Raw genomic sequence first — 25,857 nt, 5'->3', positions numbered from 1 at the left:
ATGAATTGGCATGAAATATTCTCCCTGGAGGAGCTTATTTATCATAACCCTTTGGCGGATATAAATGATGTGCGTGACTTCAAGATGGAAGGAGAGGCTGTTGTCAGTTTTCCGCTGAATCGGATGCGAATGGAAAACAAGCTTGACCCCGAGCTGGGGCAAAAATCTAATTTCGTCTATTGGTGTTCAGTTGAATTTCCGGACAACATCGTGATTGCATGGGATTTTTGGCCGATTCGTGAGCCGGGTCTTTGTATCTTGTTTTTTGCCGCTAGAGGAATCCATGGGGAAGACTTGTTTGACAGTAGGCTTTCTGCAAGAACTGGCGTGTATGATCAATATCATCATGGAGATATCGATACTTTCCATGTCTCCTACTTCAGACGTAAGGAAGAAGAGGAACGGAACTTTCACACCTGCAATCTGCGCAAAAGTTATGGCTTTCATTTGGTCTCGCAAGGCGGAGATCCAATCCCCTCTGTTGGCGATGCCAGGGGCCCCTACCGAATGAAATTATTTAAATCGGGGAGTGAAATCTTATTCGCCATCAATGATATGACCGTTTTTCATTGGGGCGATGATGGTAAATTGTTCGGAAAGCCTCTTGGCGGTGGGAAGATCGGCTTTCGCCAGATGGCTCCGCTAATCGCTGAGTATGCCAATCTTGAGGTGCATGCCATAACCAGAACAGTTCATAGTCTCTAGCCTACACCAACTATCCTATATAGGCATATGCTGAATAGTTGAAAGGAAAGGGAGTAGCGAAATGGGAAAAGAAGCGACTGTAAAGGGCGTTTCTATTATTACTTGCACCAATCGCCCGAGATTTTTCGATAATATCCTGTACAATTTTCAAAGACAGCAATTTCCGCAGAAAGAGCTCATCATCATTTTAAATCATGACCGGATGAATCTTGACTATTATCGCCGAAAAGCCCGCCAGGTTGGCCATGTCCGTGTGTATCAAGTTAACGAGAAGACCTCGTTAGGTCAATGCCTCAACTGCGGAATCGCCAAGTCAAAATTCCTGCATATCGCCAAATTCGATGATGATGACTATTATTCGCCTTTCTACTTAAAGGAGCAAATGAAAGCAATACGCCGGACGAAAAGCGATATTGTTGGCAAGCACGCTTGCCTGGTCTTTCTTGAGGCCACCAAACAGCTTCTCATTCGATCCCCCCACGAGCGGAACAAAGAGGCCCAGTTTGTGCAGGGGGGGACACTTTTGTTCCACAGACGTGTGCTCCGAAAGGTGCGGTTTCCTGACCGTTCACTGGGCGAAGACGTGGTTTTCCTCAGAGCATGTAGGCACAATGGCTTTAAAACTTTCGCAACGACACCTTTTAACTACGTGTATATTCGTCGTAAAAATAAGCAAAGCCACACCTGGCGGGCGAAAGATGCCTTTTATCTGAAAGGGAGCCAGCCGCTCGCTTTAACGAGAGATTTCCGCCTAGTCGCCAAACATAAAGCATAATAGGGCGTTAGCAGCCAATAGATAAGCCAAGGACACAAGGGTAGCCATGAAAAGGAACAGATGATCATTTTTCACTGTTCCTCTTCCTGCGTAGCCCGTAGCTCCTTGGCTTTTTATTATCCCCTTTTAAACGCGGAAGGGTATAACCTTCATTTTGTATTTTATTCCATAATGTGGTGTAATTAATAGAGATTGATGTCAATGATAGATAAAATTGCAAGAAAGGAGATTAACCTATGAAGAAAATACTAATTGGCTTTATCTGTGGGGCGTTATTCTTCGGATCGATTCAAGCCTATGCATCAGGGGGAACGATGATAGAGGTATATTATACAATAAAAGGCATTTTTAATAATAATCAAAAGATCGTTTTTCCTGAGAATGCTCTTCCGTTTATTAATAATGGAACCACATATGTTCCGCTGCGGACAGTTGCCGAAATGATGGGAAAAGAGATTAAGTGGGACCCAGAGCATCAATATATCATATTAAGTAAGCATGTAGAGGATGCTTGCATCCCTGAGGAAGGTTCAGATCTTAAGAAACTAAGAAACATCTGTATCGCTGATAAAAACGTCAAATTGCCAGATAACACGTACTTGGACGGCACTCTTGTATCTTTACAGGGGAAGGAAGCCTATTTACCAGCCCTCATACTCAAAAAGGATAAATCACATCTCGTTATCAGTCCCAAAAGTGGTATTGTTATCGATCAATTCATCGACCCATCCGATCCAAATGCTTTTGACTTCTTAAAGACCTATGTCACTGGATACGACCTAGTTGGCCGATAATCTATTTGCTCCCGAGGGTGACGCTGTTAGAGCCTTATTTCATTTATAAACTAAATGATGAGAGAAGCTAGTTTGTATTTAATCCCTCCAGAGCTTTTATTGCTTTCAATTTTTACACCTGGAGCAACAAGATCCAACGCTGGCCCTTTTGCTGAAAAGGATGGTCTTTTATTTATTTCGTTTACCGCCTCCACAGCTAAGACAGTAGAATATCTGGCAGGGTATTCAATTGTTCATCACCAATAAAACCATCAAAATTGAAAGTGGCTAAATTCGTAGGAACTCTATACTACAATTTAATTAAAGGAGTAATTTAAATGAAGGATAAAGTTAAAGGTTTTCTTCTCGGTACAGTTTTTTGCACACTTTTAGTAGGAACGACATCATACGCAATGGAACCATCGAGTATTGAAGTTTATTTTAGAAGTTTAATTTACAAATTTGATGGAATCGAAAAAATAGATTCTGAAAATAATAAGGGATTCGTCTATAATAACACCACATACGTTCCTTTACGTTTTATAAGTGAGTCACTGAATAAGACTGTTGAATGGGATGAGGAGAATAATACAATCTGGATAGGTAAAAGGACAGTTGGCTCTATCAACTTAACAGATCTAGAATATGCACGCGCCACTGATGGGGCAATAAATAACTCCGCTTTTTCAAATGTTAATAACATTGCAGGTAAAATGTATAGGAATAAAGGAATTCGAGTTAGTTTGCCTACCGAATCAAGCGAAACACGTGTAGTAAGTAAGGAAGGGTCTTTAACATATAACCTCGATGACAACTACTCTCGATTTACGGGAGCTATTGGTATTGATGATAGTTTTAAAAACTCAACTGCTCTTGGGTCATTTAGGATTATGGGTGATGGCAAAGAATTGTATTCAATAACTGGTCTTAAGGGAGGAGATCACCCTAAACCAATCGATATTGATGTTTCGAATATTTCAAAACTAGATTTTGAGTTTAAACGAGATGATCAAGAAGGATTGGCACTAGACATTGTTGATGGGGTTTTGCATCATTAATTTTAATAAGATATGAGATCGTCCAATAGATAAGCCAAGGATACAAGGGTAGCCATGAAAAGGAACAGATGATCATTTTTCACTGTTCCTCTTCAGTCATAGCCCATAGCTCCTTGGCTTTTTATTATCTCCTTTTTGCTTTCTTCCACAGGAACAGGAAAATTGTGTTATTATTTGGAAAAGAGTTAGTGAAGAGTGGTGAAGTAATTAATGACAACTTACTCAGAGGATAATTGCCGTGCTCAATAGAAAACCCATTTATGTAGAAATTCTTATGAAAGTGCCAATGGAAACATTGTGGACCTATACACAGAAGCCTAATTTGCATCAACAATGGGACTTAAGGTTCTCAGAGATTACATATATTCCTAAATCCCATGAAGAACAACCGCAGCGCTTTGTATATAAAACAAATATCGGCTTTGGACTTAGTATTGCGGGAGAGGGCGAATCGGTAGGTAACAAAGAGAGAGATGGCATTATGACTTCTAGCCTGAAATTCAGCTCACCTAATCCGATCTCGCTCATCTTAGAAGGAGCTGGATTTTGGCGTTATGTGCCTACAGTTGAAGGTGTTCGCTTCTTAACTAGATATGATTATAGGACCCGTTTTGGCCCATTCGGCGCTTGGATCGACCGTTTCATATTCCGGCCGATAATGGGGTGGGCGACAGCGTGGAGTTTTGACTGTTTGCGTCTATGGCTAGAGCAAGGGGTTCCCCCCTATGTATTGATCAGACGTTCTATTATAGAGGCTGTATTAAAAATAAGCTTGTTTTTTATCTGGATGTATCAAGGGCTTGTGCCGAAGCTGTTAGTAGCAGATTCGGGGGAATTGGACATTATACAGAGCACACCAGGCCTTGCTGATTATGGAAGGCCTCTCCTGACTCTGATGGGATTAGGAGAAATCGGATTTGGTCTCTTGTTCCTCATTTTGAGCGGCAAGAAGCGAAGGAGTCTGCATAAAATCAATATATCGGTCTTGATTCTTCTTGGATTAAGTGCTGCTTCACATCCGTTGACTTATGTAGCGCCTTTCAATCCAATTACTCTGAATCTTGCAATGATAGTCTTATCCATAATTAGTCTACTGAATGAAACAGAGCTTCCGAGTGCCAGAAGGTGTCTTCGAAGTTCACGTGAAGGGAGGGACCAAGCATGACTTCAATCTACGAAAAGGTCCTCGGTGAAGACTTCTCCAAACTCCACCCCCAGATCCAAAAACGATTTGGCTTCGGAAGCGAGAATCAAATAGCGTCTATCGGGAAAGGGGTTATGGAACATGTTTGGTATGGCAAATGGTTTACCATTCCTTTCCTGGCCTTGGGTACGTGGCGAAACATCCTTTTTCCGCAAGGAGGAAAACATATTCCATTCTCAATCGAGAATTACGCATACAGGGATAGTTTTGGGCGAGAGACTGTTACTTGGATTCGGACTTACCAATTCTCAGACCGGATTAGACGTTTTGATGCTACTATGATTTACAGCGATAAACGGCGTAAAATTGTAGATTATCTAGGCACTCATCAGCATTTGGCCGTGGAAATAGATATGTTTGTTGCGGAGAATGGCGGTATGGGGCTGCGGTCAGGGAAACAATTTTTTTATGAGGGGATTCTAGGTTTTCGGTTTCCGATGATTTTTTCCGGTTATGCGGATGTCTGCGAGTGGTACGATGATGAAAATGGGAAGTTTCAAATTGATGTACAGGTGAAAAACAAACTTTTTGGACCGCTTTTTGGATACCGTGGATCCTTCGATATTGAGTACTTGCCCGTAGCTAAACGTGACATTCCTCAGCACGTGAAGCCAGTGCGGGAAGAAAGACGGGAGTAACTGTTTTTTTCTATGACTACATTGCTGAAAGGAGCAAGGCGGCATGCTTGTGATCCCTGATACATTTACTGATAGAATGCAAGAGCTTCACGGTGAGCAAGGCGTCGCATGGTCGGAGGCGCTGCCTAAACTGATCGCCGACAGTGCAAGACGTTTCGATTTTAGTCCTCAAGCTCCATTTTCCAATTTAACCTATAACTTCGTGCTGCGCGCAACACGCAGCGATGGGAAGCCAGTCGTCCTTAAAGCATCTTTCATGAAGGAGGAGCTTTCTAGAGAAGTCAGTGTACTGCGCGCCTTTGAGGGCCGTGGGGCGATTCAAGTGCTTGATGCAGACGAGGAGTGGGGGGTGGCCCTGCTGGAGGGTGCCGACCCTGGCACACCGTTATCCATAATTGAAGATGACTCGCGTGCAACGAATATCTTTTGCGAAGTATTTCGCCGCCTTCACCTACTGGCCCCAACGGGCAGACTCTACCCGTCCATGAAGCAGCACTTCGCGGCAATCGAGCGATACCGCAAGCGATTCGACGACATGAGCATAGCCGCACCGCTACCTGAGAGCTGGGTGGAAAATGCGGAAGAATGTCTGGAGTACCTCATCACGACCACGCCTGAGAATTTCCTGTTGCATGGTGATCTGCATCATGAAAATATCCTTCGACAAGGCGAAGAGCAATGGGCTGTCATTGACCCTAAAGGCATCATCGGCGACATCCATTTCGATACGGTCCAGTATCTGCTTAACTACGAGGATCGGGGTGGTGACTGTGAGCAGGTGCTGCGGAGTCGAATTGCGATTATGGCTGACCGCCTCAATTTGGACCCCCGCCGAATCGCGATGTGGGGTGTGGTGCGAGGCGTGCTTGAGGCTTGCTGGACGATTGAAGACGGAGGGACGGATTGGCACAGAGGCATTCAAGTAACGGAACGCTTCGCCAAATGTCTGGATTGAGGTCTATCTCGATTAACTCAAACAAATAAGGAGCTGTTGTAGTATTGGAGAAAGGCATACTTATTTCACAAGTAATATCAATTGCTGAAAGTAATGGTTTAACTGACATTACACCAATTGAACTCAGTAATGGTGGGAACCTGATCATTCACTTGGCTCCCTACCCGATTGTGGCCCGAATAGCTACTGTTATTTCCAAAGAAAATGCAGAGTACGCATACAAAATACTTGATCGTGAGTTGCGTGTATCACGTCACCTCCAATCCAAGGGCGTCCCCGTGTTATGTCCTGCTGACCTTAGTGATGCAGGACCACACGATGTAGCGGGTACTTGGATGACATTGTGGGACTATATCCCTCCCACAGTAATTCAACCTCCTTCACCGAGTGAAGTAGTCGAATTGGTAAACGGACTTTCACTAGCAATGAAAGATTTCTTTGACGAGCTTCCTATGCTGGGTGTTTGGGAGCGGACAAGTCAATCGGCTGCCAGATTGAGGAAACACTCCGATCTGCGTATACAAGCACTTATCCAAGTGTTTCTAAAGGTAGATAAACAAATGCGGCTCGAGCCCAGTTTGCTAATACCGTGTCATGGAGATGCTCATTCAAGAAACTTATTACCAACCCCTGATGGTTGGGTTTGGACGGACTTCGAAGATGTATCATTGATGCCTGCTTACTGGGATCTGGCTTCATATGTTGGTAATCTGGCATTATTCGGCGGCACTCAGGAACCCACCTTTACATACATATTGGGCCAGCTCAACAATGGCGCGGATCTAGAAGCTTTTGGATTTGCTATTACCGCGCGTACACTAATGTCTACGTTAGGTAATTTGGATTTCGCCCTTGCAGGTCACGGAGATCTGGAATTTGCAACTAGACAGCTAGAACTTGCGGAAGATTTCATACGTCAGATAGATCTAATAATAAGAAACGAATAGTGGCTGGCAGCATCTCATGGAGGCGATACACATGGCGAAAAATGGTGTGTTAATTACAACGACATCTGTTAATGAAGCGATCAAACTCGAACATTACAGAGGGATCGTGTCGGCAAGAGTCGTGACTGGCGTCGATCTATTCTCCGACTTATTCGCTAGTTTTAGCGATGTTTTTGGCGGTCGGTCCGCCACCTATCAGAAACAATTGAAAAGCATTTATGACGAAGTGATACACCTGCTGACAGAGGAGGCCGTCAAATTGGGGGCTAACGCAATCGTAGGAGTGAGGATTGACCATGATGAGGTTTCCGGTAAAGGCAAACAAATGTTTATGGTCACGGCAACCGGAACGTCCGCCTTCATCCCGGATTATGGTTATGAGAAGGAAGTCGCAGCCGCTGGTGTGAAGGATGAGATCTCATTCGAGAAATACCAGTACGAGCACAAACGGTTGAGTATGATTAATAACGTGAACCAAGATTTTAATGTGGTGCCGAACTATTGGCCTACCATTTTGGAGTATTATTCGCCAGAAGTGATGGCCCAAGTATTCAAGTTTTATCATTCGATCGATTATGATTACAATAATTCGCTAGAAAATGTGTTTCAATATTTCGCGGGTGTTGAAGAGCCGCTCGCCAAGGCGTTCTTGTACGACAAGCTCCAAACCAACGGCAAAGCGATGACCGTGATCAAACAAGCGAAGCTGACGGACTATGATTTCATCGAGAACCTGCTCGTCACCAATACGGAATGGATCGTGAAGAAATATGCGCTTGTTATCGTATCCGGAGATAAACGCAAGTATCACGTTGATGACATTGGCAAGCTCGAGAAGCTGATTCATCTAGTCACGCGCACGTTTGTTCAACGGGGGAAGCACGATTCAGACAAATGGACCTGCGAATGCGGCAAGGTGAACAAGTCCGGCATCATCTACTGCAAGTCATGCGATCAGGATGATCGGGGGTTCAAGAAAGGCGAGGTCAGCATTGAAGACACGTTGTCCAAGCTAAAAGAAAATCTATATGTATTGCAGCACATTTTCGGCCAGGCTTGAGAAGAGGCAGTTCGGTGGGAGCGAGGATTTTCTGGAATGGTTTTCTCGTTGAAAAAAGTGAGCTGCGCAGAGATGCGCAGTTCGCTTTTTTTTGCGCTTGTTGCAGGCATCGATCTGAGGAAATGGGAAGTGTATTATAATATTAAAATTGTTATTTTATGGTATAATTGTGCATATAGCAATGTCTGATTTCTGATTACATGAAAAGAGAGGATGGTTTGGGTAACTAATATGTATGTATTAATTTCTCACGTATTAACGCATGCGGTTCTAGGTAGCATTTTGGCATATCTATTGAATAACGGTTTTCAAAATAAACGTATGCAAAATTTTCCGATGCTGATTTACGGGGCAATGATAGCGATATCTCCTGATTTTTTTAAGTATTTTCTTTCTAGTCTCATTAGTTTAAGTCATTCCATTCTGTTTTCTCTATTTTTAGGGCTAGGTTTTGCTATGATTACGAGAAAAAAGACTTTCAGTAAGCAATTTGGTATAGCGGTAGCCATTATTTGGGGAGCTCATTTGGTACCCGATTCCTTAGAACATGGGGTTCCTTTCTTTTATCCGTTTTTTGATGCCGAAATTAGCTTTGATGTTCTGCTTCTAGGAGACCCTTGGTTTTTGGTTCCTTTAGTCATTAGTTTAGGTACAATGTTTTTTCAGCCTACCCAAAAGAGAGTTGTATCTGTTTTTCTTACTTTTGCCATAGTATATCTAGGAGTACGCGAAGTAGATAAACAAATATTTCTGTATCAAATTAAGAATCAATTTAATTTGACACCGGAAGCTTCAATTGAGGTGATTCCCACAGCAGAAAACCTCATACGACCGTTATTCCCGCTGGATTGGTTTGAATGGAAATACTCCGTTTATTCAGAACAAAGAATAATTATAGGACAAGCTTTTTTATTAGGTAGATTTCCCCTACCTCAGCTGAATGCTATTTATTTATCTAAAAACCCACTGATTAGGAATGATTCTTTCACTTATAGGTCAACTCAAAAAGAGGAACGACAATATAAAGTGTTGGTGGAAAAAGAGTTTCAAGGAAAACACTATATAGCAGCAATGCATCAAGATAAGAGGACGATTTTTGTTTTTTCCCCTACGGATAATACTTGGTATGAAATGGATAAAATGGATGGTGATTTCCTGCAACAGTTAATAACAAAATAACCAAATAGAATAAGCCTTGTTTTTCAACTCAATTAAAGCTATTATAGACTCATATACTCTTTAATGGAGGTGCTGAACAGAATGAAGTATTCTCAAGCGACTGACTATGCGCTTCACGCGATGCTTTATCTTGTGAAGTCAGCACCTGATAAGCCTGTTGGCGTGCAATTGCTGGCTGAGAAGCTGGGCGTTTCACAGACCTATCTATCCAAGTTGATGACCAAGATTGTCAAGGCGGGACTGATTCAGTCCTCACCGGGTGCGAACGGTGGATATCGACTCCGGCATAAGCAGGAAGATATTTCTTTTCTCGATATCATTCGTGCGATCGAAGGCAGCGCCTCCTTGTTCGAATGCAGCTTTAATCACGGAAACGAATGTCCGATTCAACAGGTGGTCATGGATGCAGAGCGAAATTTGGAACAGTATTTGGCAAGTAAGAAAATAGCCGATTTGGCAAATGTAGTTAAGGCGGAGTAGACTCCGTCATTTTTAAACGATAATTAAGGATATTAAGTGTCTTTTAAATCCTTAATAATACAGACAGGAAAGGAAGATCAAAATGACTTATGATTGTGTGATTATCGGCGGAGGACCAGCGGGATTGAATGCGGCTCTTGTATTAGGCAGAGCAAGAAAAAATGTGATCGTCATTGATGAAGGGCGTCCGCGTAATCAGGTTACTCGCGAAACTCACGGTTATCTTACGAGAGATGGTATCAGTCCAAGCGAGTTTCGGAGAATTGCAAAGGAACAGATTAGCGTATATCCGTCTGTCCATTTTGCAGCGGATACTGCAGTTTCGATCGCGGGAACCGATGGTCATTTCCAAATTACGACTGCTCAGGGTACGATCTATGGGAGCAAAAAGGTGCTTTTTGCAGTAGGAAAAAAGGATGTTCCGTTGGATATTAACGGATTGGCTGATGTATATGGCAAAAGCGCCTTCGTATGCCCTTATTGCGATGGCTGGGAATTAAGAGACCAGCCGCTGGTCTTAATTGTTAAGGGAGCAAATGCGCTTCACTTAGCCAAAATGATTTCCGGATGGACGGACCATTTCACAATTTGCACCCATGGTCCTGATGAAATGACAAGCGCAGAAAAAGAGGAGCTTGCTCAACATAACGTTCCTGTTTTTGACTCGCCTATCCGATCCATTGTATCCAATGAAGGGATGGTTCAACAAGTTGAACTGGAGGACGGGACAGCAATTCCGTGCACGGGCATTTTCTTTGGACCTAAGCTTGTGACTGGATCAGAACTGCCGCGAGCAATAGGTTGCGAGATGACAGAAGCAGGAACGGTCGTCGTTGATAAATTTGGTAAAACGAATGTACCGGGTGTTTACGGTGCAGGAGATTCAGCATCAGAGATGTATCAAGCAATAGCAGCCGCATCCTTAGGCGCAATGGCCGGTGTGAGCATAAACAACGAGTTAATTATGGAGGATTGGAACAAGGAGGCATCTAGCAAATGAAGGAAGAGCAAACATTCAACTCCGAAAAGGCTCTTATTTATGAGAAAAATAGTCGAATCTCGATTCCCACCTATGATACGTTATTCACGATGGTTCAGTCTTACTATCGAGCCCAACTAAGCGACAAAGCAGCCTCTTTGCTCGTGATCGGCGCCGGTGGCGGCAATGAACTTGCCGCATGGGGACCGTCTAACCCACAATGGACGTTCACGGGAATCGACATTTCTGAAGAGATGCTTAAGATAGCTAACAATAAATCAGATCAACTAGGCCTGGAAAACCGCGTGAAGCTCATCCACGGAACAATTGACGACCTGCCGCTTCCTGGCTCGAAGTTCGACGCAGTAAGCTGCATCTTGGTTCTTCATTTCATTGATGATATCCAAGAGAAGTTGAAGTTGCTCAGAACTATTAAGGATCATATGCAGCAGGGAGCCCCATTCGTACTGGTTAGTGCTTACGGAGAGCGCGATTCTGCTGAACTTCGAGACCGATTAAACGTATGGAAAAGCTTTTGGCTGGATGCCGGATCCGATGCACGCAAAGTGAATGAGTTGGTAAACAACGGCATTATGAAAATTTCTTTCATTTCTGAGAATCAAATCGAAGGGCTGTTGGCAGAATCTGGCTTTACGAATATCACCCGGTTTTATTCTACTGGCATTTTTGCAGGATGGATTTGCCATGCGGAATGATTTATCCCAGATATCATAAAGGTTAAAGGTTAGGCTGCCGAATGCTTGGCAGCTTTTTTATGTGCGTTGTGGGTCCTCCCGCCATGATGGAGCTCTTCTCTGCGCAGAGAATAAGCTAGGGCGAGCTTATTTCCCCCTGAGCGCACAATTGTAGATGACCTAGCCGCCTTTTGAAAAAAATAAGTCGCTTGACTTTTAATCGAGATCATAAGGGTACTTGACAGCCATGTGCTATATTAAAAAAGTGGGGAAAATAGCGTACTAATAATTAGGAGGCCTCTTATGTTTCAGCATAGCAAACAAAATTATGCAGGATTAAGTTTTGGCACACAAGATCTAAGGTACGGCGAGCTATTAAGTTGTACCTTTAATCGTTGTTCGTTTACAAACGGATCACTAGAGGAGATTACATCCAGCAATTGCCGTTTCGTAGAGTGTGATTTTCGTGGAGCCTCTTTGAATGGCTCTTATCATAAAGAATCCGCGTTTGAGAATTGTAACTTTAACGGAGCCAACCTCTTTGTTTCCAAATTTGAAACATGCAAGATGACCGGTTCGGATTTCTCTGGCACCAATATGGATGGGATTACTATATTTCAAGGCGATTGGTCATATACAAATTTGCGACACGCTAGATTAGTTAGACAGGATTTACGTGGGGTTAAATTTCATGAAGCAGACTTGTCAGGAGCCGATCTTGAAAAAGCGGACTTAAGAGATTGTGATCTGACTATGGCGATACTGTCCAAGGCGAAATTGCAGGGTGCTGATGTAAGAGGGGCCACGATGGAGGGCATAGATTTTAAAACATTCGCCGTCACAGGTTTGAGAATGGATAGGGAGCAATCTGTATTGTTTTCACTCTCTCATGGAGCTAGGGTGGGTTAATGAAAATCCGGCGGTGAATTTCAACCTTAACCCGCCCGAAATGCCGTTCGCGCGGCACATTCTCAGTCTTTAATTCGCGGCGATTCTCCAACTTTAACGCTATTCTACAGCGGCATCTTCAGCGTACTTTCAGTTAACTTTCATATGCCTATCAGCCAAACTTAAGTAATACTTCAGGTTAGTGCCCTATACTTCTATCTATCAACACTAATCGAATAGATGGTAGACGAAAGGCGGTAATAGCATGAATGAAAACAAGACGCAGGGCACCAAAGTGAAATCTATGTTCGCAGCTTTTATGGCTGGCGCAGTCGTTGTCGGTGGGTTGATGTTCACGTCCGATAAGATGGATCTGTTTGGGTATGATGCTCAACCTGTTCAATCAGGCGTCGCTGCTGGTGCAGCCAACTCGGCGGCAGCTAATGTTCAAACGGCATCATTGACCGGAGCAGGAACGAACAGTGTCTCAGCCATTGTGAAAACAGCGAGTCCCGCCATTGTGAAAATAGAGACGAAAGTAAAACAGACGAATAAGGGACAGAATAGAAGAAACACACTGCAACAAGGTGCTGAAAGCGGAGATACCATTGAAAATGGGATTGGATCAGGCTTCATTTTCGATTCGAGCGGTTATATTTTAACGAATGAGCATGTCATTGATGGCGCAGACGAAATAGATGTTTACGTGCAAGGTTATGACACACCTTTTACAGCAAAACTGCTTGGAAGCAGTTATGATCTAGATTTGGCTGTGCTCAAAATTCAAGGGGATAAAGCTTTCCCTTCACTGAAATTAGGCAGCTCCGACACTACGCAAGTAGGGGATTGGCTTGTTGCTATTGGCAATCCGTATGATTTCGATTACTCCGTGACGACAGGTGTTCTAAGCGCCAAAGAACGCGAGATCAGCATCGATGATGAGCAGGGTACGCGAAACTATAAGCACTTGCTGCAAACGGACACCGCAATCAACCCAGGCAACTCGGGCGGTCCGCTGTTGAATTTGAATGGGGAAGTAATCGGCATCAATACAGCAGTGAACTCTGAAGCGCAAGGAATGGGCTTTGCAATTCCAGCAAGTACGATTAGTTCTGTTGTTGATAAACTGAAAAATAACGAAACGATTCCCAAAGAGCCAGCACCTTACATTGGTGTAGCTCTGCAGAATATTTCGACCGATATGCTCGAAGACTTAAAGATCAACAGCACCAAAGGTGCCATAGTTGCTGAGGTGCAGCAAGGTACGCCAGCTTTTGCAGCGGGCATTCGTCAGTACGACGTTATTCTGGATGTGAATGGCACCGCCATTTCCAATACGGATGAGCTTACCAAAGCTGTGCAAGCCGCGGCCGTTGGAGACGAACTGAAAATAACCATTTCGCGAGATGGTCAGACGAAGAATGTTACGGTTAAAGTAGGGAACAGAAACGCAGCGACCAGCTACCAAGGCTAATAGGAAAAATTCAAAAAGATTGCCTGCTATCCTGTATTCTGGCTGGATGGTTGGCAATCTTTTCTTGTTCCGCTGTCATGTAAGCGAAGAAGAATGCCCGGTGACCATTAGGTTATAATCTTCATCAAGTTGTCAACCTCTTGCAGCCAGCCTTCATTGGTGGGTGATTCCTGCAGCATGAGTCCGGTAATGACGGAGAGATAGAGGATCAATAGCTTGTAGGGATCGCCTTCACAGAATTCTCCGGATTGTTGTCCCTTGATGAATAATGGGACCAGTTGGTCGATTGTATCTTTCGGAGAATAGTGATCGATAATTTGTTTGGTCTTTACAGGTACCTCATCTGATGTTTGCGCCTGCTGAAGCAGCAAGAAATAATGTTTATGACTGTCATCAAGCATACGCTTGGATAATGCTCTTAATTGTTCTTTGGGTGTACCAGGCAGATGGTTAACGTTCCTAATCGCCAGTTGGGCTTCTTCGATCGCTTCCTGCACAAGTACAGTAAAGAGCTCTTCCTTGGAGCTGAAATAGCGGTAGGACAGGCCTTGGCTAATGCCGGCTTCAGCAGCGATCATGCTCATTTTCGTACCCGCAATTCCTCGTTGAGCGAATACTTTAAGAGCTGCGCTCTTAATCTGTTCTCGACGTTCATCGTGAAGGGGATCTGGGGATTGTTCATTTTGCTGTGTCAACGTTATTCACTCTCCAATTCTTAAATTCGAACCTGCTCCGCACTAATCGCCCATAATCGCTTTGCGGCATTCATGTTCTGAGCGGGAATAGAGGGGATGGTCATTTGCATGTCGGTGTAATAATGACCATTGTGACAGGTAATTTCGTCTGAGTCCACCAACCATACCAAAGTTTCAGCACCTTTCTCCGGGGTCCGTGAGAACATTTTCATAACGGCCATGGTCATACGGGCCAACAGACCGTTATTCTGGTTGAAATTCGTGGAAACAAGCCCCGGATCGAAGCAGTATGCGGTGACTCCTGTTCCCTCCAGCCGATTCGCCAATTCAGCCGTGAACATAATATTAGCGAGCTTGGTTTCAGCATAGCGAAATGTAGAACCGCCAATGAGCTTATGAGGAAAGCTATAGAGTCGCTCTGCACTGAGATCGTCAAAGTTAATGCCTTTTTTGGCCATCTTGTGCCCATGGGATGAAGTCGTAATAACGCGGGCATGCGCGCTTTCCTTCATTCGATCAAGGAGAAGTGTAGTTAGAAGGAAAGGTGCTAGATGGTTAACGGCCCAAGTCATTTCCAAACCGTCGACAGTTAGTTGTCGCGTTTCGAACAAGGCGCCGGCATTGTTGATCAGAATGTCTATTCTTGAACATTTCTTCAAAATCTCCGCGGCGACCTGACGAATGGACTTCTGAGAAGCCATGTCAGCCAAGAATATGTCCACAGTCGTGCTGCCCCCGGTTGATGCCTTGATTTGAGCTGCAACTTGATTCGCTTTGGCCTGATTACGTGCTACGATTCCGAGGTTAGCGCCTCGAGTTGCGAGTTCTTTGGCCGCGGCAAGCCCAATGCCACTGGTTGCCCCGGTAATTACAACATACTTGCCTTGCAGTGAGGACTTGTTAATCGTTATTTTCTCCATCGTTATTCAACTCCCTTTCGCATTAATGAATGAATGGTTCATTCATTTTCTTGTTGTTTTTATCCTAAAATAATTTCCATGCATTGTCAATAGTCATTAGCAATTCTATAAAAAAAACGGCAGGCTAGGACATTAATCGGTCCTAATCTGCCGCTTTATCAAACACTCACAGCTTCTTCAACACTTCAAATATGCGCAAATCGTTGATCGTCCGAACGACTGCGGCGGCATCGGGCATTTGAAACTTTTTTAGAATCGAGTTGATTTGTTTCTTAATCGTTTCATACTCCACGCAGCGCTCGTCAGCAATTTGCTTTCGCTTCTTGCCTTCGCACAGCAGACGAAGCACCTGAAGCTCGCTTGGGGTAAGCTCCGAGATGATTTGAATGATATTCAGCAGGCTGGTCTCTGCTTTTTTCACGCGAACGAATTCTTCTCTAATTTTCTCGGCGATCATCGGACGGATGGGAGATTCATTGTTAAAAGCAGCCCGAACAGCTTCGATGACTTCTGAGTCAGATGCATCTTTGAGCAAATAATCGGTAATTCCCGTTTGAAAGGCGGCAAAGATGAAGTTCTCATCCTTATGAACGGTCAGCACGATAATCTTGATCTGCGGGTGTTTCTCGTGTACCAGTTTGGCTGCGTGTATCCCGGCATACTGACTTTCCATCTCGATATCCATTAAAATCACATCGGGCTGGTGCGAACCGGCCAGACTCACTGTTTCATAGCCGGATGTTGCGCGCGCGACACATTCAAAATCCGCATGTTGGGAGAAGGTTCTCTCCAGTCTTCTAATGTGGGCTTCCATATCGTCGGCAATGAGGATCCGCATTCTAGGCTGTGTCATCGGTATGAACCTCCGTCTTTATCATTCCATTCGCATTAGATCATAGGCAGGCATAGGGTGAACGTCGTCCCTGTGCCTTCTTTGCTTTCCACAAGAATTTTGCCGTCGTGGGCAAGTACGATTTTGTGACAGTAGGACAACCCGATCCCCCAGTTGTTTACCGAAGATTTCGTTGTGAAAAAGGGGTCGAAGATCGCCTCCAGATTTTCCTCGGCGACGCCAGGACCATTGTCAGAAATACGGATCAAGGACCAGCCATTTTGCTGGCTGGTTTCGACAATAATGAGACCGTCATCCCGGTTTTGCAGCGATTCACTGGCATTAATCAGGAGGTTGTAAACCGCTTCCGCGAAATGTTCATGATCGAGATAACAACGCGCCGGAACTGCGCTTGCCCGATAGTCGAGCTGGCAGCCATTCGATTGGTCGCGTAAATTGGCTATAGCTTGTTGTAGCGGCAGATCGACGAACATGGGCTGGAGATTGAGTTGAATATTCTTCAACTTATCTGCCGCATCATTAATGCTTGTAAGCGCCGTTTGCGATGATTTCAGAATAAGCTCAAGACTATACAGGGATTCGGTATCCTTCTGATGGCGCTCCTTCAGATAGGAGGCTTCCGATTGAATCGCGATCAAATGATTTTTGAGGGCGTGAGTGAAAGCCCGGGTGCCTAGCGTCGCCGTATCGATGCTTTTGTTGATCTGAATATCGCGGTTTTTGCGGTAATTTTCAATTGAATTAAACTTGTAGACGATCAAGATCATCAAAATCAAAGTTACATATATCGCATAAGGAAACACTGCTAGAATGATAGGTTGAGAGCCGAGCGGAGGCTGCAAATAGTTATAATAGCCCTCTAAATAAGTTGGTTTTACCAATACTTTCGGCGCCCATGAGAAGATTAAGAGATGGATAATGACCAGTGGAATGAAGAGCAGGATATGGTATAAGGTTAGCTTTTTTATAAACTTAATTTTCGGATAATTCAAATAATAGTTGAATAATAGGCCAAATGCAATAAAAAGAATGAGGTAGCGCAAGCTTTTTAATAACATTTCAATCATTGTAAAAGATAAGAATCTCTCATGCCAATTCGTTAATGCGATATGAATCGCAGGGTCATAGTAAGCATTTTGCACGATAAAAAAGACCAGAACAACGCCATACACAACTTGTTGTTTGCGGTGGTTAAGGCTGCGGGTGAACGATACAGCGAAGCACAGCAGGGAGCAGTAGAAGAGACTGACACCCGCGTTCAACATGCGAATAAGCCAATTCGGGTTGAATTTGGTCAGCACAAGATAATTCCAGGTACCTGGGCTAAAATCAAAGAAGCTATGTATGACATTGAAATAGTAATTGAACTTGCTCAAGTACAGTGTGAACGCAACGAACGACAGCACCCATCCGATAATGATGCCGTACATGAAGCGGGTTGAGGCATTATTTAGCTTTTTATACGTGAACAGAATCGTGAAGATCAGCAGCAATAGTGTGATAAAAAGCATAAATGTCACCTCTTCCTATACGTTGCCTCATAAGGGGGTATAAAACTTTCACCTGTCGGCCAACACCTAAGCTACGTATAATTCAAATCATAGAAAGCGCAAACAAATCATATCAAAAAAAGGGTGAGAGTCAAATGAAAAAAAGTTGGCACCTTGTGGTGACGGGTACATTGGCTATGGGTTTGCTTGCTGGATGCGGTTCTACGCAACAGACTTCAGGAGAGAAAAATTCGGCTTCCCCCGCAGCGAAAACGGCACAGGTCAATTTAAAAGCGACTGTGTTAACAGACGATTTGGAAACATTTAAATCAGCGTATGCAGAATTCAGCAAAGAGAATCCAACGATTCAGGTGCAGTTCGAAACGATTCCACAAGCGCAGTACTATGAGAAGCTCCGTCTTCAACTGTCTTCGGGAGAGGATATCGACTTAGTCGGGGGCAACATGGATGTTTTTCTGGACACAGGCATCCTGGAGCCACTGGATGATTACATCAAAAAAGAAAACATCGATGTATCGGGGTATGGTCCGCTGTACGACTCACTGAAGGTGAACGATAAAGTATACGGTCTCCCTTACCGGAAATCGAATTGGATGCTGTTTTACAACAAAACACTGTTTGATCAAGCGAATGTCGCCTACCCCAAAGCAGATATGACATGGAACGAATTCCGTGAATTGGCGAAGAAAATGACGAAAGGCGAGGGGGCCAACAAGGTGTACGGAGCGTTCCTGCATCCATGGGCGCAAACGTGGTATATGCAAGGCGTTCAAACCGGAGCCTCGATTATCGACAAGGATTTGACGCCATTCAAAAAAGGGCTTCAATTCCGCATGGATATGGAAAAAGACGGCTCGATTATGGGCTGGGCTGAGCAAATTACGACATCCGCGCATTATAATTCAGCCTTCCAGAAGGGGAATGTTGCGATGAACCTGATCGGTGACTGGCACGTGGCGCAGCTCAGACAGGCAGAAACGGAGAAGAAAATCAGCTTCGATTGGGACGTTGTTCCGGTTCCGCATCCAGAAGGTGTAGCAGCCAACACGAGTTTAGCAACACCCGTATCCCTGATGGTGAATAAGAACTCCAAGCACAAAGAGGAAGCTTTCAAGGTGCTGCAGTTTATGACAGGGGCCAAAGGCGCGAAGCAGTTTGCGGCCAAAGGATTCCTGACGGGCTATGTAAACGATGAGATTCGTAAAATATACATTGGTGATGGCAGCATGAAACCTAAGAACATTCACTTCTTCGTGGAACAAAAGGAATATCCGGAATACCCGCTGCTTCCTGGCGTGAAAAATATTCTGGTCAACAACGTGTACAAGCAAGAAGGCGAAATGGCCTTAACGAATGCTGAAACCGTGGACCAGGCCATTCAGAAAATTGGACAGCGCGTGGAGAAAGAATGGGCAGACAAATACGCGAAGGATTTCAAAGCTGGCAAGAAGTAAGAGACATGAATGAATCGGCCGGGCTTCATCAACTAGGGTGAGGTTCGGCTGCTTCAATAGGGGTGAAGCATATGAAAGATTCCAGCAGAGCATTAAGGCGCAATCGGATCACAGGTTACACGTTCTTGCTTCCTAATATTATCGGATTTTTAATTTTCATCTGTTTCCCAGTTGGCGCCTCTTTTCTGATGAGCTTTACCGAATGGAACGGTTTTGGCGATATCGAATTCGCCGGGTTATCGAATTATATCCGTTTATGGAGCGACGAAACGTTCCGTATCTCGCTGCTTAACAGCTTAATCATGACAGGCGTTTCTGTTCCAGTGACCTTATTACTGGCAATCTTGGCAGCAGTCGCCCTCAATAAAGGTTTGAGAGGCGTTAAAATATTCCGCACGGCCATCTTTTTACCCCATATTACAGCTACGATAGCAGTCGCCGTTGTGTGGCAGCTGTTGTATAACCCGACGATGGGCCCGATCAACGGCATGCTCCGAAGCCTGGGCATCGATCATCCGCCAACATGGCTCGCTTCCACGCAATGGGCGCTGATCTCTGTCATTATCGTCAGTATCTGGCATTCCATCGGCTACTACATGGTCTTGTATTTGGCGGGACTGCAGGGAATACCAAAGGATTTGTACGAAGCAGCAGAAATCGATGGGGCAGGGAAGGTTTCCCAATTCCGCAATATCACACTGCCGATGCTGTCGCCGGTTATCTTTTTTACCATTATTATGGGAATTATTAATTCATTTAAAGTGTTCGATCTGGTCTTTGTGCTGACCAAAGGAGGACCTGGTCGGTCTACGCATATGCTTGTTTATGACATTTACTATACAGCGTTTCAACGATTCGAATATGGATATGCCTCTGCGATGGCTTATGTGCTGTTCGCGATCATCCTCGTTATCACGTTGATTCAATTTAGAGGACAGAAGCGTTGGGTGAATTACTCCTAACGGGTCTGGCGGGAGAAGAAGGGAGAAGTCATCTTGAGCACATGGACAAACACGGGGAAGACGACAATCTTCTTGCCGAAAAGGGTTCCTACCGGGGCTTTGATTAGAAAAATGGTTTTGTACGCAGTTGTCATCGTTGTGTCCTTATCCATGATTGTTCCGTTCCTATGGATGCTCTCGGCATCCGTGAAATCCGAGGCCGAAATATTCGGATTCCCGATTCAGTGGATACCGAGCGAGTTCTTCTGGTCCAACTATAAAAAGGTCTGGACGGAGCTTCCTTTTTTCACCTATTATCTGAACACAATTAAAATCGCCGTCTTTACAACACTGCTGCAAATCGTGACCTGCTCGACAGCGGCCTACGCATTTGCCAAAGTGAAATTCCCGGAACGGGATAAATTGTTTTTCCTATATGTAGCGACGATGATGGTGCCGTATCAGGTGATGATGATTCCACAGTTTATGCTGATGAAAACATTGGGCTTGATGGATTCGCACTGGGCCTTAATTTTACTTGGGGCGTTCAGTCCGTTCGGCGTGTTCTTGTTCCGACAGTTTTTTATGTCCATTCCGGAAGAGCTTTCGGAAGCGGCCCGAATAGACGGTTTGAGTGAATTCGGCATTTACTCGCGCATTATTCTGCCCCTGATTCGACCAGCTATTGCCAGTTTAACAATCTTTACGTTTATGCATGCCTGGAACGATTTCCTTGGGCCTTTGATCTATTTGAACTCCGATCGGTTGTTTACGCTCCAGTTGGGGATGCAGCACTTCCAATCGGAACACGCAACAGAGTATGGGCCTTTGATGGCGGCAGCCGTCTGTGCGATTGTTCCAACCATTATCATCTACTTCATGGCGCAAGACCATTTCGTAGAAGGGATTTCCGCAGGCGCGGTCAAAGGGTGAGCGAAGAGTGAAGCCTAGTAAAAAGCCGAATATCATTTATATCTTCGCTGATCAGTGGAGGAAACAAGCGGTTGGCTTCATGGGTGAAGACCCTGTGATCACACCGAATATGGATCGATTCGCCGAACAGAGTTTGGTGTTCAACCATGCCCTATCGTGCACGCCATTATGTTCACCACATCGGGCGGCCCTCATGACAGGCAAGTATCCGCAGTCGAACGGGGTCTATACGAACTGCAAAATCGGCGCGGATGTGATGCTCAGTCCAGATGAAGTGTGCGTGGGTGATGCATTGCAATCTGCTGGCTATCAAACAGGCTATATCGGGAAATGGCATCTGGATTTGCCGGAAGTGAATCTCTGTGATGAGCCTGCATCGGGAGCGAGGGATTGGGATGCTTTTACACCGCCTGGCCCTAAGAGACACGGATTCGATTTCTGGTATTCTTATGGCGCCTATGATCATCACCTGAAACCTCATTATTGGAGAGACACGCCGGAGATGATTCAAGTGGAACAGTGGTCGCTTGAGCATGAAACGGATATAGCACTTGAATACATCCGCTCCAAAAGTGACAACAGCGAGCCATTCGCATTATTCGTTTCTTGGAACCCGCCGCATAGCCCTTTTGAGCTTGTACCTGATGTTTACAAGGAGATCTACAAGGATAAGGAGCTGAGCTTGCGGCCGAATGTAAGCTCGGAGCGGCTTGCAGCCCATACGGGTGAGCCTTTCGAGAGCGGTGATGAAGCGCTCCAGCGTTATACACGTGATTATTTCGCCGCTGTGTCCGGTATGGATGAGCAGTTCGGCCGCATTTGGCAGGAAGTGCAGCAGCTTGGCATCTCGGAAAATACGCTGATTGTTCTTACCTCGGATCATGGGGAATTAATGGGCTCCCACGGTTTAATGGCCAAGCATTCCTGGCACGAAGAGTCGATTGGGATACCGTGTCTGATGAACTGGACGGGCACGATTCAGAAGGGCAGCACGGATCTGCTCTTCAACAGTGTGGATATCATGCCAACACTGCTGGGGCTTGCGGGGATTCCTGTGCCTGACACGGTGGAGGGCTTGGATTTATCAACCCATATTCTTGGCAACAGCAACGCAGAAGTTTCATCCGCCTTTATCTGCGCCTTTCCGGGACGGAAAGAGGCCATAGAGCACTTCACAGCCTGCGGCTTGGACAATCGGCAATATGGCTGGAGAGGTATCCGCACCAGCCAAAATACGTATATTGTGCACAAAGGTTATGTACCGGGGGCCGAAGTGGAGCGCCTTTTGTATGACCATGAGCAGGATCCATACCAGCTGAATCCGCGCGTCATCAAGGATGCGCAGGAGGATGAGCTGGTGATCGCTTTGGAAGCGGAGCTGAAGAGCTGGCTGAGGCGGACGAACGATTCATTTGATCTGTGAAGCTAACGGGAAAACCTCCCGCTAATTGCAGCGTTTCTGCTCGAAAAGCGAGATTACATGGAAAATCTCCCGTTATTTATGCTGATTTCTCCACTTAATGGCGATTTTCTCCAAATTATAGGGAGGTTTTCCCTCTAGTTGGAGGTTCTGAGCTAAGTAAAGTAAAAATAGCAGGAGGAATTCCTGCTAGACGTTGCTCGAGCAACGACCAAATGAATAAACGCACAAATAAGAGGCTGCGCTCCAGGTTTTCAACCCTAGGAGGCAGCCTTTTTCCAGCCCAAAGCACAACTCACTAATAAAGCACTCGCCACAAATAGAAAGTGGCATAAGCCTCCCAGCCTCTCCACCCCGCGGCTAACTCCTGAATTTGAGCGAGGGTTGGCTTGTGCTCCAGATCAAGCACATGCTTGAGAGCATTGTGCAGCCCCACGTCCGCTAGCGGGAACGCAGCGGGGTTGCGCAGGCAGCGCATCATGACATAGTTGGCCGTCCAAGGGCCGATACCACGAATAAGCAGCAGCTTTTTTTCCATTTCAGCATAATCGCCAAGTGCTAGCAGTGCCTCTTTGACCAAGAGACCGTCGGTCATCAGTTTGGCAACGCCGATCAAGTACTCCGCCTTTTTCCCTGTGAATTGCAAGGCAGTCAACGCTTCCGGCAATAACGCGGCAATCCGCTGGGGCGTAGGGAAAGCCCAATAAGTATGCCCCTCCCAATCGAGTCTGGTACCGTAGTTTTCGACAAGACGCCTTTTGAGCGTATAGGCAAAAGTCAGGTTGATCTGCTGTCCGATAATCCCCCAACTCATCGCTTCAAAAAGATCAGGAATCCCCATCAAGCGCAGTCCATAGAAAGCTTTAGTAACCCTTTGTAGAATAGGGTCAGCAGCACCTAATGCATAGAATGGCGTAAGATCGGTTCCCAAATCAAACCACTCCCACACATAACTCACGATTTCTTCCCACACTGTTGAAGGCAGCTCATGAGGAGTAAGCACTCGAATGCGTAATTCGCGGTTATCCTCACTGTGGACAGCGATTAATACAGGGTTATCCCCAATCGGGATAAGCTTGAAAATTTCAGAGTTATCCACACGGAATAGACACTCATTGGTGGAGCGGGACAAGTAACCTAGATTTTGTTCATATTGATAAGGCTCGGGGATCGGTAGTGTAAGCGAACTCGTCGCTTCGTTCCATTGGAGTATGGAGGGATCCAAAGGGTGATGCTGCTGCATAAGCAAGTCTCCTCTATCCGTTCAAATTTCTTCCTCTATTATCGCTGAAAGCGGCTTTCGTAATCTTGCTTTCTCATCTGAAGTCCCTTACAAGATCAGCAAGGTTTGGGTATACTGAAACATGTGAGGGGTGGCGGCAGAAAGGAGCGGAAGGAAATGCATGAACGGTATTGGCAAGCAATTGTAACGAATGATGCGGCTTATGACGGTACGTTTTATTATGCGGTGATGACCACCGGAATCTTCTGTAGGCCTTCCTGCAAATCAAGGGTGCCTAAGCGTGAGAATGTACGCATTTTTGTGAATCGTCAAGCAGCAATCTCCGAAAAATATCGTCCCTGCAAAAGATGCAGGCCTGACGGGATCAGACTGCCTGATGAAGAATGGGTGATGCTCATGAAAACGCATATCGAGGAAAAATTTGCTGAGCCGTTGACGCTCATGGTTTTAGCTGAGCATTTCTACGCCAGTGTGTATCATTTACAACGAACCTTCAAAAGGGTTATGGGGGTAACGCCGCTAACGTATCTCCAACAAATTAGAATTGAATCGGCCAAGCGGCTTCTGCAAGAAACGGATCACGCTGTGAATGCGATTGGCAGTCAGGTTGGGATTCCGAATGCGGCCCATTTTGCCACCTTATTTCAGAAAAAGACGGGCTTAACACCAACGGAATTCCGTCAACATAGATCTGTTTAAAGATAACCGAGGAGGAGGCTAAGATGCAAATGGAAGCAGCGAAGACGATTTACTGGGGAGAAGCTAGTGTTGTTGCGAGCAATCTCATTCTGGCTGCAACAGAGGAAGGTCTCTGTTATGTGCAATTTCACGAAGGGGAGTCGAATGAGCGCGGGCAGACGGAACTGTTCAAATGGGGACAGCGGCATTGTCCTGCTTACACTTGGGTGAAAGATGGCGTTGCACTTCAACCCTACGTCCATCAAATAGAGGAGTACTTAAAAGGACTACGCACAGTATTTACGCTTCCTTTGGACTTGCGGGGAACGGAGTTTCAGCAAGGGGTATGGCGTGTACTGAATGAGATTCCTCACGGGCAAACTCACAGTTATACGCAAATAGCCGAAGGGTTGGACAAGTCAAGTGCTGTAAGAGCGGTAGGTACAGCTATTGGGGCTAATCCGGTGCTGATTGTCGTGCCTTGTCACCGTGTAATAGGGAAGAATGGCACGCTTACTGGCTACCGCGGCGGACTAGCGAATAAGGAGAGGCTCCTAGAACTAGAGCGAACAGGATTGTGATTGTTCATAAAACAGCGAAGCAGCTTCTGACCAAAGCCAGCGGCTTTCTGGAAGGCTACACGCATACGCTGAATCCTTATACGGGCTGCGCATTCGCATGTTCCTACTGCTACGTGCGGCAAATGCCAGTCGCGTTGTTCCGCGACGAAGCGTGGGGCAGCTTCGTCGATGTGAAGGAGAACGCAGCAGCGCTGCTCGCGAAGGAATTGACCCGGGTGTTAAGCAAAGGCCCGGTCAAGATCTTCATGTCGTCGGCGACGGACCCGTATCAGCCGGCTGAGTACGCGGAGCGAATCACCCGCTCGCTCCTGGAAGTGATGTCCGCGAATCCGCCGGACTTCGTCTTCGTGCAAACCCGCAGCCCGCTGGTGACACGGGATGCGGACCTTCTTGAGCTGCTCGGCGACCGTGTCCGAGTCAGCATCACGGTCGAGACGGACCGAGAGGATGTCCGCCGCGCGTTCAGCCCGTCCGCGCCTCCGATTTCGGCGCGGCTCAAGGCTTTGCGCGAGCTGCGCGCTCGCGGCATTCCCGTGCAGGCCACGATAGCGCCCGTGCTGCCGAGCTCGGAGCAGTTCGCCGAGCGGCTCTCGGACATCGTGGACCGGGTCTGCATCGACGATTACTTCATGGGCGATGGCAGTGGAGGCAGGCGCACGGAACGCATCGGCGTGCGCGGGGTCTACGACGCGCTGGGGCTGCCCGACTGGTACAGTCGGGATGCGTATAAGCGCGTGCACGAACAGCTCCTGCGGCATTTTCCGCAGGAGCAGGTATTTGTGAGCCAGCGAGGCTTCCTGCCTTGATGGCTCTAGCCT

At 45.8% G+C, this 25,857-nt stretch carries 28 protein-coding genes; 22 read left to right on the top strand and 6 right to left on the bottom strand.

Annotated elements, in window-relative coordinates; translation table 11 throughout:
• The 3 genes from LOZ80_RS27685 (at position 1) to LOZ80_RS27675 (ending at position 2,274) form a co-directional block, all read left to right on the top strand.
• Positions 1-705, top strand: coding sequence for a DUF1961 family protein (locus tag LOZ80_RS27685; RefSeq protein ID WP_238167685.1), 705 nt, complete (start codon positions 1-3; stop codon positions 703-705).
• Positions 706-766: 61 nt separating this feature from the next.
• Entirely contained in the window at positions 767-1,480 is a 714-nt protein-coding gene (locus LOZ80_RS27680; RefSeq protein WP_238167684.1) for a glycosyltransferase family 2 protein, read from the top strand.
• Between the two features lie 236 nt (positions 1,481-1,716).
• Positions 1,717-2,274 (top strand): stalk domain-containing protein, encoded by a 558-nt coding sequence (locus LOZ80_RS27675; RefSeq protein ID WP_238167683.1) that lies wholly within the window; start codon positions 1,717-1,719, stop codon positions 2,272-2,274.
• Between the two features lie 50 nt (positions 2,275-2,324).
• Here the strand turns inward: LOZ80_RS27675 and LOZ80_RS39595 are convergent, their stop codons facing one another.
• On the bottom strand, positions 2,325-2,504 hold the full coding sequence (locus LOZ80_RS39595) for a S8 family serine peptidase (protein ID WP_443147086.1): 180 nt from the start codon (positions 2,502-2,504) through the stop codon (positions 2,325-2,327).
• Positions 2,505-2,591: 87 nt separating this feature from the next.
• Here LOZ80_RS39595 and LOZ80_RS27670 point away from each other — a divergent pair, with 87 nt between their 5' ends.
• From LOZ80_RS27670 to LOZ80_RS27615, 12 genes are all read left to right on the top strand, one after another.
• The gene (locus LOZ80_RS27670) at positions 2,592-3,311 is read left to right on the top strand and encodes an NPCBM/NEW2 domain-containing protein (protein WP_238167682.1); all 720 of its coding nucleotides are present in this window, start codon (positions 2,592-2,594) and stop codon (positions 3,309-3,311) included.
• Between the two features lie 238 nt (positions 3,312-3,549).
• Positions 3,550-4,476 (top strand): DoxX-like family protein, encoded by a 927-nt coding sequence (locus LOZ80_RS27665; protein WP_238167681.1) that lies wholly within the window; start codon positions 3,550-3,552, stop codon positions 4,474-4,476.
• Positions 4,473-5,153: a DUF4166 domain-containing protein gene (locus LOZ80_RS27660; RefSeq protein ID WP_238167680.1), complete on the top strand. Its 681-nt coding sequence runs from the start codon at positions 4,473-4,475 to the stop codon at positions 5,151-5,153. Before LOZ80_RS27665 ends, LOZ80_RS27660 begins: the two co-directional genes overlap by 4 nt.
• A gap of 43 nt (positions 5,154-5,196) precedes the next feature.
• Positions 5,197-6,108: an aminoglycoside phosphotransferase family protein gene (locus LOZ80_RS27655; protein ID WP_238167679.1), complete on the top strand. Its 912-nt coding sequence runs from the start codon at positions 5,197-5,199 to the stop codon at positions 6,106-6,108.
• A 44-nt stretch (positions 6,109-6,152) separates the two neighbouring features.
• Entirely contained in the window at positions 6,153-7,055 is a 903-nt protein-coding gene (locus LOZ80_RS27650) for an aminoglycoside phosphotransferase family protein (RefSeq protein WP_238167678.1), read from the top strand.
• Positions 7,056-7,086: 31 nt separating this feature from the next.
• A complete protein-coding gene (locus tag LOZ80_RS27645; RefSeq protein ID WP_238167677.1) occupies positions 7,087-8,115 on the top strand; it encodes a YbjQ family protein in 1,029 nt (342 codons plus the stop codon).
• Positions 8,116-8,346: 231 nt separating this feature from the next.
• Positions 8,347-9,294: a metal-dependent hydrolase gene (locus tag LOZ80_RS27640; protein ID WP_238167676.1), complete on the top strand. Its 948-nt coding sequence runs from the start codon at positions 8,347-8,349 to the stop codon at positions 9,292-9,294.
• 81 nt (positions 9,295-9,375) lie between these two features.
• Positions 9,376-9,774, top strand: coding sequence for an RrF2 family transcriptional regulator (locus LOZ80_RS27635; RefSeq protein ID WP_189010829.1), 399 nt, complete (start codon positions 9,376-9,378; stop codon positions 9,772-9,774).
• Positions 9,775-9,856: 82 nt separating this feature from the next.
• Complete coding sequence (locus LOZ80_RS27630) at positions 9,857-10,774, top strand: NAD(P)/FAD-dependent oxidoreductase (protein WP_238167675.1); 918 nt, start codon at positions 9,857-9,859, stop codon at positions 10,772-10,774.
• Positions 10,771-11,469 carry a class I SAM-dependent methyltransferase gene (locus LOZ80_RS27625; protein ID WP_238167674.1) on the top strand — a complete coding sequence of 233 codons (699 nt, stop codon included), beginning with the start codon at positions 10,771-10,773 and terminating at the stop codon, positions 11,467-11,469. The genes LOZ80_RS27630 and LOZ80_RS27625 overlap by 4 nt, the downstream gene beginning before the upstream one ends.
• A 282-nt stretch (positions 11,470-11,751) precedes the next feature.
• Entirely contained in the window at positions 11,752-12,357 is a 606-nt protein-coding gene (locus LOZ80_RS27620) for a pentapeptide repeat-containing protein (protein ID WP_238167673.1), read from the top strand.
• A gap of 244 nt (positions 12,358-12,601) precedes the next feature.
• The gene (locus LOZ80_RS27615) at positions 12,602-13,810 is read left to right on the top strand and encodes a S1C family serine protease (protein WP_238167672.1); all 1,209 of its coding nucleotides are present in this window, start codon (positions 12,602-12,604) and stop codon (positions 13,808-13,810) included.
• A gap of 107 nt (positions 13,811-13,917) precedes the next feature.
• Here the strand turns inward: LOZ80_RS27615 and LOZ80_RS27610 are convergent, their stop codons facing one another.
• The 4 genes from LOZ80_RS27610 to LOZ80_RS27595 form a co-directional block, all read right to left on the bottom strand.
• Positions 13,918-14,505, bottom strand: a complete 588-nt coding sequence (locus tag LOZ80_RS27610) for a TetR/AcrR family transcriptional regulator (RefSeq protein ID WP_238167671.1) — start codon at positions 14,503-14,505, stop codon at positions 13,918-13,920.
• 20 nt (positions 14,506-14,525) lie between these two features.
• A complete protein-coding gene (locus LOZ80_RS27605; protein WP_238167670.1) occupies positions 14,526-15,425 on the bottom strand; it encodes an SDR family oxidoreductase in 900 nt (299 codons plus the stop codon).
• Positions 15,426-15,591: 166 nt separating this feature from the next.
• Complete coding sequence (locus LOZ80_RS27600) at positions 15,592-16,278, bottom strand: response regulator transcription factor (protein WP_238167669.1); 687 nt, start codon at positions 16,276-16,278, stop codon at positions 15,592-15,594.
• A gap of 35 nt (positions 16,279-16,313) precedes the next feature.
• A complete protein-coding gene (locus LOZ80_RS27595; protein WP_238167668.1) occupies positions 16,314-17,789 on the bottom strand; it encodes a sensor histidine kinase in 1,476 nt (491 codons plus the stop codon).
• 134 nt (positions 17,790-17,923) lie between these two features.
• Between LOZ80_RS27595 and LOZ80_RS27590 the strand changes: the two genes are divergently transcribed.
• The 4 genes from LOZ80_RS27590 to LOZ80_RS27575 all read left to right on the top strand — a co-directional run bounded on the left by LOZ80_RS27590 (position 17,924) and on the right by LOZ80_RS27575 (position 22,540).
• Positions 17,924-19,243, top strand: coding sequence for an ABC transporter substrate-binding protein (locus LOZ80_RS27590; RefSeq protein WP_238167667.1), 1,320 nt, complete (start codon positions 17,924-17,926; stop codon positions 19,241-19,243).
• A gap of 71 nt (positions 19,244-19,314) precedes the next feature.
• Positions 19,315-20,205 (top strand): carbohydrate ABC transporter permease, encoded by an 891-nt coding sequence (locus LOZ80_RS27585; protein ID WP_238167666.1) that lies wholly within the window; start codon positions 19,315-19,317, stop codon positions 20,203-20,205.
• A 33-nt stretch (positions 20,206-20,238) separates the two neighbouring features.
• The gene (locus tag LOZ80_RS27580; RefSeq protein WP_238167665.1) at positions 20,239-21,117 is read left to right on the top strand and encodes a carbohydrate ABC transporter permease; all 879 of its coding nucleotides are present in this window, start codon (positions 20,239-20,241) and stop codon (positions 21,115-21,117) included.
• Between the two features lie 7 nt (positions 21,118-21,124).
• Positions 21,125-22,540, top strand: coding sequence for a sulfatase family protein (locus LOZ80_RS27575; protein ID WP_238167664.1), 1,416 nt, complete (start codon positions 21,125-21,127; stop codon positions 22,538-22,540).
• Between the two features lie 295 nt (positions 22,541-22,835).
• Here LOZ80_RS27575 and LOZ80_RS27570 read toward each other — a convergent pair whose 3' ends face one another.
• Positions 22,836-23,780 (bottom strand): DNA-3-methyladenine glycosylase family protein, encoded by a 945-nt coding sequence (locus tag LOZ80_RS27570; protein ID WP_238167663.1) that lies wholly within the window; start codon positions 23,778-23,780, stop codon positions 22,836-22,838.
• A gap of 156 nt (positions 23,781-23,936) precedes the next feature.
• On the opposite strand from LOZ80_RS27570, the gene LOZ80_RS27565 reads away from it, so the two are divergent.
• From LOZ80_RS27565 to LOZ80_RS27555, 3 genes are read left to right on the top strand one after another with little or no spacing between them, the layout of a single operon-like run.
• On the top strand, positions 23,937-24,479 hold the full coding sequence (locus tag LOZ80_RS27565; RefSeq protein WP_238167662.1) for a bifunctional transcriptional activator/DNA repair enzyme AdaA: 543 nt from the start codon (positions 23,937-23,939) through the stop codon (positions 24,477-24,479).
• A gap of 23 nt (positions 24,480-24,502) precedes the next feature.
• Entirely contained in the window at positions 24,503-25,039 is a 537-nt protein-coding gene (locus LOZ80_RS27560; RefSeq protein ID WP_238167661.1) for a methylated-DNA--[protein]-cysteine S-methyltransferase, read from the top strand.
• On the top strand, positions 25,036-25,845 hold the full coding sequence (locus LOZ80_RS27555) for an SPL family radical SAM protein (RefSeq protein ID WP_238167660.1): 810 nt from the start codon (positions 25,036-25,038) through the stop codon (positions 25,843-25,845). Before LOZ80_RS27560 ends, LOZ80_RS27555 begins: the two co-directional genes overlap by 4 nt.
• Positions 25,846-25,857 lie beyond the last annotated feature (12 nt).

The organism is Paenibacillus sp. HWE-109, assembly GCF_022163125.1.
In the GTDB taxonomy this organism is placed as follows: Bacteria; Bacillota; Bacilli; order Paenibacillales; family NBRC-103111; genus Paenibacillus_E.
The sequence above is the reverse complement of the archived record's forward strand: the minus strand, read 5'-3'. Positions and strand labels throughout refer to the sequence as shown.

Excerpts from the sequence above, each read along its gene's own strand:
- LOZ80_RS27655 (WP_238167679.1), top strand. The coding sequence starts at position 5,197 with ATGCTTGTGATCCCTGATACATTTACTGATAGAATGCAAGAGCTTCAC.
- LOZ80_RS27605 (WP_238167670.1), bottom strand. The coding sequence starts at position 15,425 with ATGGAGAAAATAACGATTAACAAGTCCTCACTGCAAGGCAAGTATGTT.
- LOZ80_RS27565 (WP_238167662.1), top strand. The coding sequence starts at position 23,937 with ATGCATGAACGGTATTGGCAAGCAATTGTAACGAATGATGCGGCTTAT.
- LOZ80_RS27570 (WP_238167663.1), bottom strand. The coding sequence starts at position 23,780 with ATGCAGCAGCATCACCCTTTGGATCCCTCCATACTCCAATGGAACGAA.
- LOZ80_RS27590 (WP_238167667.1), top strand. The coding sequence starts at position 17,924 with ATGAAAAAAAGTTGGCACCTTGTGGTGACGGGTACATTGGCTATGGGT.
- LOZ80_RS27620 (WP_238167673.1), top strand. The coding sequence starts at position 11,752 with ATGTTTCAGCATAGCAAACAAAATTATGCAGGATTAAGTTTTGGCACA.
- LOZ80_RS27625 (WP_238167674.1), top strand. The coding sequence starts at position 10,771 with ATGAAGGAAGAGCAAACATTCAACTCCGAAAAGGCTCTTATTTATGAG.
- LOZ80_RS27660 (WP_238167680.1), top strand. The coding sequence starts at position 4,473 with ATGACTTCAATCTACGAAAAGGTCCTCGGTGAAGACTTCTCCAAACTC.
- LOZ80_RS27600 (WP_238167669.1), bottom strand. The coding sequence starts at position 16,278 with ATGACACAGCCTAGAATGCGGATCCTCATTGCCGACGATATGGAAGCC.
- LOZ80_RS27630 (WP_238167675.1), top strand. The coding sequence starts at position 9,857 with ATGACTTATGATTGTGTGATTATCGGCGGAGGACCAGCGGGATTGAAT.
- LOZ80_RS27680 (WP_238167684.1), top strand. The coding sequence starts at position 767 with ATGGGAAAAGAAGCGACTGTAAAGGGCGTTTCTATTATTACTTGCACC.
- LOZ80_RS27645 (WP_238167677.1), top strand. The coding sequence starts at position 7,087 with ATGGCGAAAAATGGTGTGTTAATTACAACGACATCTGTTAATGAAGCG.
- LOZ80_RS27675 (WP_238167683.1), top strand. The coding sequence starts at position 1,717 with ATGAAGAAAATACTAATTGGCTTTATCTGTGGGGCGTTATTCTTCGGA.
- LOZ80_RS27635 (WP_189010829.1), top strand. The coding sequence starts at position 9,376 with ATGAAGTATTCTCAAGCGACTGACTATGCGCTTCACGCGATGCTTTAT.
- LOZ80_RS27585 (WP_238167666.1), top strand. The coding sequence starts at position 19,315 with ATGAAAGATTCCAGCAGAGCATTAAGGCGCAATCGGATCACAGGTTAC.
- LOZ80_RS27615 (WP_238167672.1), top strand. The coding sequence starts at position 12,602 with ATGAATGAAAACAAGACGCAGGGCACCAAAGTGAAATCTATGTTCGCA.
- LOZ80_RS27560 (WP_238167661.1), top strand. The coding sequence starts at position 24,503 with ATGCAAATGGAAGCAGCGAAGACGATTTACTGGGGAGAAGCTAGTGTT.
- LOZ80_RS27670 (WP_238167682.1), top strand. The coding sequence starts at position 2,592 with ATGAAGGATAAAGTTAAAGGTTTTCTTCTCGGTACAGTTTTTTGCACA.
- LOZ80_RS27595 (WP_238167668.1), bottom strand. The coding sequence starts at position 17,789 with ATGCTTTTTATCACACTATTGCTGCTGATCTTCACGATTCTGTTCACG.
- LOZ80_RS27685 (WP_238167685.1), top strand. The coding sequence starts at position 1 with ATGAATTGGCATGAAATATTCTCCCTGGAGGAGCTTATTTATCATAAC.
- LOZ80_RS27640 (WP_238167676.1), top strand. The coding sequence starts at position 8,347 with ATGTATGTATTAATTTCTCACGTATTAACGCATGCGGTTCTAGGTAGC.